Here is a 13097-nt window from a genome sequence, read left to right as displayed (position 1 = left end):
TCTCGGGCTTGTCCCGAGAATCTGTCCACATTGAATTCGGAGAGCCGGCTTAGATCCTCGGGACAAGCCCCGAGGATGACGGAGGTGAAGTCGGCTCTTAGGTCACCGCCCCGACCTGCCACGGCACGAATTCGTTGTCGCCATAGTCGTAGATCTCGCTCAGCGTCTTCTTGCCGGAAGCCACCGCGATCACATCCTCGAAAATGCGAACTCCTGCCTCCTCGATCGTCTCCTCGCCGGTGACGATGCCGCCGCAGTTCAGGTCCATGTCTTCCTTCATGTGCTCGTACATTTCGGAGTTGGTGGCGATCTTGATGCAGGGCGCCGGCTTGAAGCCCGAGACCGAGCCGCGGCCGGTGGTGAAACAGATGACATTGCAGCCACCCGCAACCTGGCCCGTCACCGCCACCGGGTCGTAGCCCGGCGTATCCATGAAGACAAAACCCTGATCGGTGACGGTCTCCGCGAATTCGTAGACCGCCTTCAGCGGCATGGAACCACCCTTGGCGACCGCCCCGAGCGACTTTTCAAGAATGGTGGTCAGGCCACCCAGCTTGTTGCCATGAGAAGGGTTGTTGTTGAGCTCGTCTCCGTTGCGGGCGGTATAGTCCCGCCACCAGTCGATCCGCTGCAGAAGTTTCCTGGCGACATCCGGCGTCACTGCACGCCGCGTCAGGAGATGTTCGGCGCCGTAGATTTCCGGGGTTTCCGAGAGCACGGTCGTCCCGCCGTTGCGGACGATGAGATCGGAAGCATGGCCAAGCGCCGGGTTGGCGGAAATACCGGAGTAACCGTCCGAACCGCCGCATTCCAGCGCAAGCTTCAGTTTCGAAAGGGGCTGCGGCGTGCGTTTCGCCGCATTCACACCTGGCAGCATCTCCTTGATGATGGCGATCGCCGCATCGATGGTCTTCCTCGTTCCGCCATGCTGCTGGATCGTCATGGTCCTGAGCCGATCGCCCTCTTCCATGCGATAATGTTCGAGGATCGGCGCGATCTGGTTCGTCTCACAGCCCAGCCCGATCATCAGGATGCCACCGAAATTCGGGTGTTTTGCATAGCCCTGGATGGTGCGGATCAGGAGCTGGTAGCCTTCCGACTTGGTATTCAATGCACAGCCGCCGCCGTGGGTGAGCGCCACCACGCCGTCGACGTTCGGGAACCCGTCCAGTCCCCCCATTCGATTGAAGTAGTCGGCGATGTAGCGCGACACGGTGGCGGAACAGTTCACCGAGGAAATGATGCCGATAAAGTTGCGCGTGCCGGCACCGCCCAAACCCCGGTCGTAGCCTAGGAAAGTGCGCCGCTCCGCTTCCGGCAGCATGCCCCTTTCCTCGATATCGACGCTGAACTGATGCTTGTGCTCTGAGGGCAGCATGGCAAGATTGTGCAGATGCACGTGACTGCCTGGCTCGATATCCTGCGTCGCGATACCGATCACCTGGCCGTATTTCTTCACTTCTCGACCGGCCGGGATTGGCCTGATCGCCACCTTATGGCCGCGGCCGATCAGCTCGCGTGCCACAAGATCGGCGTAACCGGTCGGTCCGCCCGCCGGCAGAGACCGCCGCGCGACCCCCACATCATCGGCCGGATTCAAAATGATGATCGGCGAAACCGCCTCGTTCATGCCTGTCTCCTCCCCAGACCGGCGCAAATATCACCGGGCCTCATTGTTCATCCAGCGCTGTTTGGATTCCTCTAGATGCGCATGCATCATCGCCTGGGCCAGAAGCGGATTGCGCGCCTCCAGCGCCGCATAGATCGCCTCGTGCTCGGCAAGCGCGAAACCCCAGGTCTCGGGCGTTTCGAAACGGACACGGATCTGCGCCGAGAGCGGGCTGTGCCGTTCGTCGAAAAGGTCGCCCACGATATGCGCCAGCACGGAATTCCCCGACTGGCCGGCAATCGTCAGATGGAAAAGCCGGTCAAGATCGAGCGGCTTGCGGCCTTCGGCGATCTCCGCCCGCATCTGGTCGAGCGTCTGGCGCAGCGATTTGAGCCCATCCTGGGTGATCCTCGCCGCCGCCAGAAGGATGACCGCGCCTTCGACGGCGGCACGCGCCTGCATCAATTCCAGCGGGCTCTCACCCATGGAGCCGGTCTGCCACGGGCGCCTATCCGGCTCGGCCGTTACATAGATGCCGGAGCCCATGCGGATTTCGACGCTGCCGTCGATTTCGAGCGCGATCAGCGCCTCACGCAGGGAGGGGCGCGACACGCCGAGTTGCTGGGCCAGTTCCCGCTCCGCCGGCAGGCGCGCACCCGCCGGAAACTGTCCCGCCTGAATGAGGGACCGGATCTGGTCGGCAATCTGCTGATACAGCCGCCGCGGCTCAGCCGCCTTGATGGATTCGTTCATGGATTTCGTCATCCCGAATATTTGGCCTTACCATAAGCCCACCGACCGAACAGAGCAAGGCGCAAATCATATAACTGAAATACCGTAACTTTTCCTGTTTTCAGGTCAGAAAGCCCCCATCAGTCAGCAACCATTCCGCTGCTTGAATAAAAATTGGCTTGACCACTTTTCCCCTGAGGGTTACCCATTAAGCAACGCCAGCGGGAGGAGCCGAAGGCGGATCGGGCCATCCGGGCCCCGGGAGGAGATCATGGAAAGCAGGCCCGCCGAGCCACGCCAGAGCGCCCATAGGCCCGCCATGACGGCGGGGCCTGCGCTTTCGGCTTCCGGCGAGCCGCTGCTCCGCCTCGACAATATCAGCAAGGAATTTCCCGGCGTCCGGGCGCTCTCCAACGTGCATTTCGATCTCCGGCGCGGCGAGGTGCATGCCGTCTGCGGCGAGAACGGCGCCGGCAAATCGACACTGATGAAGATCATCAGCGGCGTCTACCAGCCGAGCAGCGGCACGATCAGCTACAAGGGCGAGGAACGGCAGTTTTCCTCGACGCGGGAATCCGAGGCGGCCGGCATCGCCATCATCCACCAGGAGCTCAATCTCGTCCCGCATCTCTCCGTCGCCGAGAACATCTATCTCGCCCGCGAACCACGCCGCGGTTTTCTGGTCGATCGCAAAAAGCTGCGTGCCGACGCCAAACGCTGCCTCGACCGGCTCGGTGTCGACATCAACCCGGACCGACCGGTGCGCGGGCTTTCCGTCGCCCAGTGCCAGATGGTCGAGATCGCCAAGGCGCTGTCGCTCGACGCCGAAGTATTGATCATGGACGAGCCGACCTCTTCGCTCACCGAGCAGGAGACGCGCCTCCTCTTCAAGGTCATCCGCGACCTGAAGGCCTCAGGCGTCGGCATCGTCTATATCTCGCACCGGCTGGACGAGATGGCTGAGATCGTCGACCGCGTCACGGTGCTGCGCGACGGGCGCTATATCTCCACCGACGATTTTGCCACCACCAGCATCGACGCGATCGTCTCGAAAATGGTCGGCCGGTCGCTGGAGGAGAAATTCCCGGACCGCACCTCGGTGCCCGGCGACGAGATCATCTTCAGCGCCGAGCGACTTACCCGCGCCGGCACCTTCCGCGACGTTTCCTTCACCCTTCGCCGCGGCGAGATCCTCGGCTTCGCCGGGCTGATGGGCGCCGGCCGCACGGAAGTCGCCCGCGCAATCTTCGGCGCCGATCCGCTCGATGCCGGCACGGTCACGCTGCACGGCGAGACGCTGTCGATCACATCGCCACGCGACGCGATCGCGGCCGGCATCGCCTATCTTTCGGAAGACCGCAAGGCGCAGGGGCTGGCGATCAAGATGCCGGTCGACGCCAACATGACGCTCGCCAACATGGAAGCCGTCTCGAACCGTTTCGGCCTGATCGACTTCGCCAAACACGCCAAGGCGGCCAGGGATTATGTCGATCTTCTCAACATCCGCACGCCTTCGATCAGGCAGCCCGTGCGGCTGCTCTCCGGCGGCAACCAGCAGAAGATCATCATCGGCAAGTGGCTGTTCCGCAAATCGAAAGTGCTGTTCTTCGACGAGCCGACGCGCGGCATCGACGTCGGCGCCAAGCTCGCCATCTACCGGCTGATGGACGAGCTGGCGGCAGACGGCATCGGCGTCGTGCTGATCAGCTCGGAACTGCCGGAAATTCTCGGCATGACCGATCGCGTCGCGGTCTTCCACCAGGGCCGCATCACCGGCGTGCTGGAGACGCAAAAGACGACCCAGGAAGAGATCATGCGATACGCTTCCGGCTATGCACGGCCGGCGGGATGAGGAAAGACATGGCCGAAATCACCGAAGTTTCGAAGCAGAAAAGCGTCTCGTTCAGTGACCGGCAGAAGGACATCATTCAGAAGTTCGCCGCACTCGGCAGCCTGTTCGTGCTGATTGCCGTCTTCTCTTTGACGAGCAGCGCTTTCTTCACCCTCAACAACGGCATGACGATCGCACTGCAGGTGACGTCGATCGCACTGCTCGGCATCGGCGCCACCTGCGTCATCATCACCGGAGGCATCGATCTTTCCGTCGGCTCGGTGCTGGCGCTGTCCGGCGTCGTCGCGGCGCTGGCGGTCAAGGATTTCGGCACGCCCATCTGGCTCGGCATGATCGCCGGCATCCTGACCGGAACGATCTGTGGCTTCATCAACGGCATGCTCGTCACGAAGATGAGGCTTCCGCCTTTCATCGCCACGCTCGGCATGATGCTGATCGCCCGCGGCGTTGCGCTGCAGATCACCGGCGCCCGCGCGGTTTCCGGCCTTGGTGAATCCTTCGGCGAACTCGGCAACGGCTCTTTCCTGCGCGTGGTCAATATCGGCGACGACGGGTTTCCGACCGTCGTCTTTCCGGGCATCCCCTATCCCGTCATCCTGATGGTGGTGATTGCGATCGCTGTTTCCCTCATGCTGAACCGCTCGGTGCTCGGTCGGCATATCTATGCCGTCGGCTCGAACCCGGATGCCGCGCGGCTTTCCGGCGTCAACGTCACCCGCATCGTCAGCTTCACCTATGTGCTGTCCGGCACGCTGGCCGGCCTCACCGGCTGCGTATTGATGTCACGCCTCGTCACAGCCCAGCCCAACGAGGGCGTCATGTACGAACTCGACGCCATTGCCAGCGCCGTCATCGGCGGCACCTCGCTTATCGGAGGGGTCGGCACGATCTCGGGCACGGCAATCGGCGCCTTCGTCATCGGCATCCTGCGCAACGGATTGAACATGAACGGCGTCTCCGCCTTCACGCAGCAGATCATCATCGGCCTCGTCATCCTGGTCACCGTGTGGATCGACCAGCTTCGAAATCGCCGTTGAGAGAGGGGTGCGGACCCGTTTCCGCAAGACTTCAGGGAGTGAGGAGCTCTCTCGAAAACCGGCCGGTCAGGCCATCAAGAGGAGGAAGACAAATGAGAAAGCTTGCTGCCGCACTGCTGACATCCGTGATCGCGCTCGCCGCCGTTCCGGCCCAGGCCGGCGAAATCGCGGTCATCGTCAAGACCGTCAATTCCACGTTCTGGCAGAACGTCCAGAAAGGCGCCGATGCCGCCATGAAGGCCGGTGGCGGCGACAACACCATGACCTTCCAGGGGCCTGCCGCGGAATCGGCCATCGCCGACCAGGTGAACATGGTCGAGAACGCCGTCAACCGGAAAGTTTCCGGCATCGTGCTGGCGCCTTCCGATCCGGATGCGCTCGTCCCCGCCGTCAAGAAGGCCTGGGAAGCCCGCATCCCGGTCGTGATCGTCGACTCGATGCTCTCCAAGGATGCCGAGCAATATTATCAGTCCTTCCTCGCCACCGACAACAAGAAGGCGGGTGAGCTTGCCGCCCAGGCGCTGATCGACAAGGTCGGCACCGAAGGCAAGATCGCGGTCATGTCCTATGTGGCGGGCGCCGGTTCCGAAATCGGCCGCGTCGGCGGTTTCACCGACTATATCAAGGCGCATTCCAAGCTTCAGATCGTCGGCCCGTTCTATTCGCAGTCCCAGATGGCCACCGCACTCAACCAGACGACCGACGTGCTGGCCGCCAATTCCGACCTCAAGGGTATTTTCGGCGCCAACGAACCGACCGCAATCGGCATGGGCCGCGCGCTGAAGCAATCCGGCAAGGCGGGAAAGGTCGTGGCGATCGGCTTCGACGGAAACCAGGATCTGCAGGAATTCGTCAAGGACGGCACGCTGTCGGCCATCGCGGTGCAGGGCTCGTTTCAGATGGGCGAACTCGGCATCCAGACCGTGCTCAAGATCATGAACAAGGAGAAGGTCGAGAAATTCGTCGATACCGGCGTCGTGGTCGTCACCAAGGACAATATCGACAAGCCGGAAGCCAAGAACGTCCTCTACTGAGCCGCCTCCTGCGGACACGCATCGTCAATGATGCGTGTCCCTTATTGCTTATCCAGGGATTACACCGATGCACGTCGCCGACCGCCGAAAGCTGCCCAACGCCACCGTCGAACTGACCGTCATGGGGCTCGGCTGCGCGCAGATGGGCAATCTTTACCGCAAGACCTCCTACGAAGAGTCCGCCGGCGCGTTCAAGGCGGCCTGGGATGCCGGCATCCGCTATTACGACACGGCGCCCTTCTACGGCTACACGCGTTCGGAACGCCGGCTCGGCACCATGCTGACCGACCTCGATCGCGGCGACTATGTGCTCAGCACCAAGGTCGGCCGCGTTATGGTGCCGGACGAAACGGTCGGCCCGGAAGAGGATGGCTACATCGCGCCGCTGTCCTTCCGCCCGGTCTATGACTACACCCATGACGGCATCATGCGCTCCTTTGAGGCGAGCCAGCAGCGGCTCGGCATCCTGAAACCCGATATCCTCTATGTGCACGACATCGGCAGCATGACACACGGGGATAGGCACCTGCACTATTGGGAGCAACTGACCGACGGTGGCGGCTTCCATGCGCTCCGCAAGTTGCGTGAGCAGAACCTCACCAAGGCCATCGGCCTTGGCGTCAACGAATGGGAGATCATTCGCGACGCCATGGGGGTTTGCGACATCGACGTCGCGATGCTCGCCGGGCGCTACACGCTTCTCGAACAGCGGAGCCTTGCCTTCATGGACGAATGCGCAAAGCGGGGCGTCGGCATCGTCGTCGCCGGTCCCTTCAATTCCGGCCTGCTCGCCGGCAACCGCAAATTCAACTACACGGACGCGCCAGCCGAAATCCTGGCGCAACTCGACACCCTCAACACGGTCTGCGAAGAAGAGGGCGTGACCCTGCAAGCGGCTGCGCTGCAATTTCCCCTCGCCCATCCCGCTGTAATGACCATCGTCTCTGGCGCCCGCACCGCCGAACAGATCAAATCCAATGTCGACTGGTTCTCCGAAAGCATTCCGGCATCGTTCTGGGTTCGGCTGAAGGAGCGCGGGTTGATTGCCGAAGGGGCTCCCATTCCACGGGAGGAGGCCTGAGATGCGGATAGACGCCCACCAGCATTTCTGGCGGATCGCCGACCGGGCCGGCCAATGGCCGCCACCGGAGCTTGCCGCCATCCATCGGGACTTCACGCCGGAAGACATGCGGCCGCTTCTTGCCGACGCCGGTGTGGACGGCACCGTTCTGGTCCAGACAATGGAGAACGAGGCCGATACCGCTTTCATGCTGGACCTTGCGGACAGGACGCCCTTCATCCTCGGCGTTGTCGGCTGGACCGACATGAAGGCTTCGGATGCACCTGCAAAAATCACCCGGCTGGCGCGGCATCCGAAGCTGAAAGGCTTTCGCCCGATGCTGCAGGATATTTCGGACGACCGCTGGATCGACGATCCGCGCCTCGATCCCGCGGTCGTCGCGATGATCGAACAGGGCCTTGTCTTCGACGCACTCGTCCTGCCGCGCCACCTTGAGCCTTTGCTTGCATTCGCCCGACGCTATCCGAACCTGCCGATTGTGATCGATCACGGCGCCAAGCCCCCCATCGTGGAGGGCCGCATTATCGGCTGGCATGTCCATATGAAGGCGCTCGCGGAACTGCCGCATGTTCATTGCAAGCTTTCCGGCCTGCTGACGGAGGCAGGCGACCAGAGACCACAGGCAGTGCGGCCTTACGCGGAAACCATCCTCGATCTATTCGGCTCGGAACGGGTCATCTGGGGCAGCGATTGGCCGGTTCTGCGGCTGGCAGGCGAATACGGCACCTGGCTCGATCAATGCCTGGACATCGTGCCTGCCGAACATCATGCGGCGGTCTTCGGGGGCAATGCCAACCGCTTCTATCGGCTTGGAGTGTAAGTATATGCTAACTATAATCTGCGACGCGCCCGGCAAGCTCAGCGCCATCGACCGCCCGAAGCCTGCCCGCGGCGAAGGCGAGGTGCTGGTGAAGCTCCGCCGCATCGGGGTTTGCGGCACGGACCTGCATATCTTCACCGGCAACCAGCCCTATCTTTCCTATCCACGGGTCATGGGACACGAGCTTGCGGCGACCGTCGAGGAAGCGCCCCCCGGCAGCCACCTTTCGCCGGGCGATACCGTTTCGATCATTCCCTATATTTCCTGCGGCCGCTGCCATGCCTGCCTGAAGGGCAAGACCAATTGCTGCCGCACCCTCGGCGTGCTCGGCGTTCATCGCGACGGCGGCATGAGCGAATATCTCAGCCTGCCGCAGGAATTCGTCTTGAAGGCCGATGGGCTTTCGCTCGACCAGGCCGCCATGGTGGAATTCCTGGCGATCGGCGCCCATGCGGCGGCCCGCGCCCGGGTCGAACCCGGTCAGAAGGTTCTGGTGACCGGCGCCGGGCCGATCGGCCTCGCCGTGGCGATCTTCGCACTGCTCGATGGCGGCGACGTAACGCTGCTTGACGGCCGGACCGATCGGCTCGATTTCGCCCGACGACATCTCGGCATCACCTCGATCGTGCAGCTCGGCGCCGAAGACGAGGCTCAGCTTTCGACTGTGACCGATGGCGATTTTTTCGATGTGGTCTTCGACGCCACCGGCAACCCAAAGGCGATCGAACGCGGTTTCGGCTTCGTCGGCCATGGCGGCACCTATGTGCTGGTCTCCATCGTCTCAAGCGACATCGCCTTCTCCGATCCGGAATTCCACAAGCGCGAGACTTCCCTGCTCGGCAGCCGCAATGCGACACGAGTGGATTTCGAGCGCGTCATGCAGGCCATGCGGGAGGGCCGAATCCCCGCGGCGCTGGTCACCCATAGAATGACGCTGGCGGATGTGCCGGAACGTTTTCCGAGGCTGACCGATCCGGCGGCCGGCGTGGTCAAGGCGCTGGTGGAGGTCTGAGGAGGAAATGATGCAACGCATGGGCATGCTGATCGGCGTCGAACCGCATATGATCGCGGAATACAAGCGGCTGCACGCCGCCGTCTGGCCGGAAATTCTCGACCTCATCAGCCGCTGCAACATCAGGAACTACACGATCTTCTTGCGCGAACCGGAGAACCTGCTGTTCGGCACCTGGGAATATCACGGCACGGATTTCGAAGCCGACACGGCGAAAATGGCGGCCGATCCAAAAAATCTGGAATGGTGGTCCTTCACCATCCCTTGCCAGAAGCCGCTTGCGAGCCGCAAAGAGGGTGAATGGTGGGCAATGATGGAAGAGGTCTTTCATCTGGATTGAGGATTCCTCAATCAGACTGACCGGCCACACCACGAACCGAGGACATGACATGACGACCAGACTGGATGGAAAGACCGTACTCGTGACCGCCGCGGGCCAGGGCATCGGCCGCGCGACCGCGCTCGCCTTCGCCGAGGCTGGAGCGACCGTCCGTGCGACCGACATCAACGAGGCCCTGCTCGCGGAACTTCCGAATATCGGCCATCTCACGACCGCCCGGCTCGACGTGCTGGACGATGCCGCCGTCAGGGCTTTCGTCGAGAAGACCGGGACGATCGACATTCTCTTCAACTGCGCCGGCATGGTGCATGCCGGCTCCATCCTCGACATGAAGGATAGCGATCTGGACCTCGCCATCAACCTCAACGTCAAATCCATGGTGCGCACCATCCGGGCCGTGCTGCCCGGCATGCTGGAGAAGAAGGACGGGGCCATCATCAACATGTCCTCTGTCGCCTCCAGCATCAAGGGCGTGCCGAACCGGTTTGCCTACGGCGTCACCAAGGCGGCCGTCATCGGGCTCACCAAATCGGTCGCCGCCGACTATGTGACGCAGGGCATCCGCTGCAATTGCATCTGCCCCGGTACGGTCGAAAGCCCCTCTCTTCAGGACCGCATGAAGGCGCAAGGCGACTACGAGGAAGCACGTGCTGCCTTTATCGCCCGCCAGCCGATGGGCCGGCTCGGGACGCCGGAAGAAATCGCCGACCTCGCCGTCTACCTTGCCTGCGCCACCTATACGTCAGGTCAGGCTTACGTAATCGACGGCGGCTGGACCATCTGAATACACGAGAGACCCCAACACGAGAGCCCCATGACCCGCATCACCGATCTCCGCGTCTTCGACCTGCGTTTCCCGACATCGCAAAGCCTCGACGGCTCCGATGCCATGAATCCGGACCCGGACTATTCGGCAGCCTATGTCATCCTCGACACCGATCGCGACGGTCTTGCCGGCCATGGCCTGACCTTCACGATCGGCCGCGGCAACGACATCTGCTGCATGGCAATCAAGGCGATGCGGCATCTGGTGGTCGGCCAGGAACTCGAGGCCTTCGCGGCAGCGCCCGGAAAGTTCTGGCGGCATCTGACAAGCGACAGCCAGCTTCGCTGGATCGGTCCCGAGAAGGGTGCGATCCATCTCGCTACCGGCGCGGTCGTCAACGCCTTCTGGGATCTTTACGCCAAGGAGCGCGGCAAGCCGGTCTGGCAGCTCGTCTCCGAGCTCTCGCCGGAACAGATCGCCGATATCGTCGACTACCGCTACCTCACCGACGTTATCACCCGCGAGGATGCGCTGGCGATCCTGAAAAGGGCCGAAGCCGGCAAGGCGGAGCGGACCGGGACGCTGAAGCGCGAGGGTTACGCCTGCTACACGACCTCCGCCGGCTGGCTGGGATATCCGGAGGAGAAGCTGCGCCGCCTCTGCCGGGAAGCCGTCGATGCCGGCTTCAACCACGTCAAGATGAAGGTCGGCCGCGATCTCGAAGACGATATCCGGCGGCTGACCATCGCCCGCGAGGTGATCGGCCCCGACCGCTACCTGATGATCGACGCCAACCAGGTCTGGGAAGTCGGGCAGGCGATCGACTGGGTGAAGAAACTCGCCTTCGCCAACCCCTTTTTCATCGAGGAGCCGACCAGTCCGGACGACATCGCCGGCCACCGCAAGATCCGCGAGGCGATCGGCCCGGTCAAGGTCGCGACCGGCGAGATGTGCCAGAACCGCATCATGTTCAAGCAGTTCATCGCGGAAGGCGCAATCGACATCGTGCAGATCGATTCATGCCGCATGGGCGGTCTGAACGAGGTGCTGGCGGTGCTGCTGATCGCCGCGAAATACGGCCTGCCCGTCTGGCCGCATGCCGGCGGCGTGGGCCTTTGCGAATACGTGCAGCATCTGTCGATGATCGACTATGTCGCCGTATCCGGCACCAAGGACGGAAGGGTGATCGAATATGTCGACCACCTGCACGAGCATTTCGTCGATCCCTGCGTCATCAAAAATGCCGCCTACATGCCGCCGGTGCGGCCCGGCTTCTCGATCGAGATGAAGCCGCAGTCGATCGCCGATTACACATTCCGGGGTTAAAGCTTTTCGAGCTCCGCGTTCACCAGCGCACGCCAGGCGCGGTTCTCGACCAGGGCCTGCGGAAACAGGCCCGGAATTGCGAAGAACGGCGCCGAAGGATCATTCGGCATCGATTTCGCGGCCGCAGCCTTGAGTTCGGCGGCGCGCGGATCGTTGATGTCGCTTATCTTCATCAGATAGGCCATCCAGACCGCCGATACGTAAGCGAATGCCGACGCATCCTTGCCTTTAGCAAGCTCTTCCACGGCCGGCACCATGATCCGCTGAGGCAGTTTCTGCGATCCGTCCATGGCGACCTGGCGCGTCAGATGGGCGATGCCGGGATTGGAGAAGCGCTCGATGAGTTCGTCCTGATAGGCGGAGAGATCGATGCCGGGGACCGGATCGAGCGTTTCCAGAACCGCCGCCATGTGCCGCCGGACTCTTTCACGGTATTCCGGCACGGCGATCACGTCGCGGATATAGGTGAGGCCGTGAAGCTGCCCGAGATAGGCCATCATGGAATGGGAGCCGTTCAGGAGCCGGAGCTTCATCTTCTCGTAGGGCTCGACATCGCCGACGAAAAGCGCGCCGCCGGCTTCCCATTTCGGCCGGCCGGAGACGAAGCGGTCTTCGATGACCCATTGCAGGAACGGTTCGGTGTCCAGCGCCAGCTTGTCTTCCGCGCCGAGCAGCTTTTCGGCGCGGGCGCGGGTTTCCTCCGTTGCGGCGGGGACGATACGATCCACCATGCTGCAAGGGAAGGCGCCCTCGCCGGCGATCCAGGTGGCGAGCGCCGGATCGCGGCTGCCGGCCATCTCGATCGTGAGCCGCCGGACGATGCGGCCGTTGGTCGGCAGGTTGTCGCAGCAGAGAACCGTGAACGGCGGCAGGCCGGCGGCATGGCGGCGCGCCAGGCCCTCGACGATATAACCGATCACCCCGACGGGGGCGGTGGGGTTGGCGAGATCGGCCACGACGGCTTGATGGTTGCGGTCGAGGCCGCCCGAAACCGGATCGTAGCCATAGGCCTTTTCGGTCACCGTCATGGTGACGATCCTGATCGCCGGATCGGCCATCAGGGACAGGATTTCCTCCTGGTCCTCCGTGCCCGACAGCCCCTGCACCACCGAACCGACGACCCGGGCGCTGTCTCCCGCGGCACTGCGGGCGATGACCGTATAAAGCCCGTCCTGCGCCCTCAGGTCATGGACGATATCGACCGAGCGTAAGCTGACGCCGACAATGCCCCAGTTCCCGAACTCCTCCGCCAGAGCCGCGTCCGTATAGACCGCCTGATGCGCCCGGTGGAACGCGCCAAGCCCTATATGGACAATACCGGGCTTTAACGAAGCACGGTCATAGGCAGGCTTTATAACATGGGCCGGAAGGGGGGTGGACGCGGTAAGACGCTGCATTTTTGATCAATGATGCCCGAGACTTCGTGGCATCCTCCCGTTTGGAACCGAAGCAGTGATAGCCTCCGCCGGACGGGAGGGTCAACGTCAT

12 protein-coding genes are annotated in these 13097 nt (G+C 62.6%); 9 read left to right on the top strand and 3 right to left on the bottom strand.

Annotated features, from left to right (window positions below; all coding sequences use genetic code 11):
- Positions 1–97: 97 nt before the first annotated feature.
- A complete protein-coding gene (locus QEO92_RS01155) occupies positions 98–1630 on the bottom strand; it encodes a UxaA family hydrolase (protein ID WP_227701886.1) in 1533 nt (510 codons plus the stop codon).
- Positions 1631–1660: 30 nt separating this feature from the next.
- Positions 1661–2362, bottom strand: coding sequence for a FadR/GntR family transcriptional regulator (locus QEO92_RS01150; RefSeq protein ID WP_227701885.1), 702 nt, complete (start codon positions 2360–2362; stop codon positions 1661–1663).
- A 298-nt stretch (positions 2363–2660) separates the two neighbouring features.
- Here QEO92_RS01150 and QEO92_RS01145 point away from each other — a divergent pair, with 298 nt between their 5' ends.
- From QEO92_RS01145 to QEO92_RS01105, 9 genes are all read left to right on the top strand, one after another.
- Positions 2661–4193: a sugar ABC transporter ATP-binding protein gene (locus QEO92_RS01145; protein WP_227705064.1), complete on the top strand. Its 1533-nt coding sequence runs from the start codon at positions 2661–2663 to the stop codon at positions 4191–4193.
- A gap of 8 nt (positions 4194–4201) precedes the next feature.
- Positions 4202–5230, top strand: a complete 1029-nt coding sequence (locus QEO92_RS01140; protein WP_227701884.1) for an ABC transporter permease — start codon at positions 4202–4204, stop codon at positions 5228–5230.
- A gap of 92 nt (positions 5231–5322) precedes the next feature.
- Positions 5323–6264: an ABC transporter substrate-binding protein gene (locus tag QEO92_RS01135; protein ID WP_037158903.1), complete on the top strand. Its 942-nt coding sequence runs from the start codon at positions 5323–5325 to the stop codon at positions 6262–6264.
- Positions 6265–6331: 67 nt separating this feature from the next.
- Entirely contained in the window at positions 6332–7345 is a 1014-nt protein-coding gene (locus QEO92_RS01130) for an aldo/keto reductase (RefSeq protein WP_037158906.1), read from the top strand.
- Between the two features lies 1 nt (position 7346).
- Positions 7347–8165 carry an amidohydrolase family protein gene (locus QEO92_RS01125; RefSeq protein WP_037158909.1) on the top strand — a complete coding sequence of 273 codons (819 nt, stop codon included), beginning with the start codon at positions 7347–7349 and terminating at the stop codon, positions 8163–8165.
- Between the two features lie 4 nt (positions 8166–8169).
- On the top strand, positions 8170–9177 hold the full coding sequence (locus QEO92_RS01120; protein WP_227701883.1) for a zinc-binding alcohol dehydrogenase family protein: 1008 nt from the start codon (positions 8170–8172) through the stop codon (positions 9175–9177).
- A 10-nt stretch (positions 9178–9187) separates the two neighbouring features.
- Entirely contained in the window at positions 9188–9517 is a 330-nt protein-coding gene (locus QEO92_RS01115) for an L-rhamnose mutarotase (RefSeq protein WP_037159978.1), read from the top strand.
- A 49-nt stretch (positions 9518–9566) separates the two neighbouring features.
- Complete coding sequence (locus QEO92_RS01110) at positions 9567–10301, top strand: SDR family oxidoreductase (RefSeq protein ID WP_037158915.1); 735 nt, start codon at positions 9567–9569, stop codon at positions 10299–10301.
- Between the two features lie 30 nt (positions 10302–10331).
- Entirely contained in the window at positions 10332–11609 is a 1278-nt protein-coding gene (locus QEO92_RS01105; RefSeq protein ID WP_227701882.1) for an L-fuconate dehydratase, read from the top strand.
- Here QEO92_RS01105 and QEO92_RS01100 read toward each other — a convergent pair.
- On the bottom strand, positions 11606–13006 hold the full coding sequence (locus QEO92_RS01100; protein WP_227701881.1) for a mannitol dehydrogenase family protein: 1401 nt from the start codon (positions 13004–13006) through the stop codon (positions 11606–11608). The genes QEO92_RS01105 and QEO92_RS01100 overlap by 4 nt on opposite strands.
- Between the last annotated feature and the right edge of the window lie 91 nt (positions 13007–13097).

This window comes from Neorhizobium petrolearium (genome assembly GCF_029854435.1).
GTDB classification, from domain to species: domain Bacteria; phylum Pseudomonadota; class Alphaproteobacteria; order Rhizobiales; family Rhizobiaceae; genus Neorhizobium; species Neorhizobium petrolearium.
Note: the sequence above shows the minus strand (reverse complement) of the source record. Positions and strands in the feature narration are given on the sequence as shown.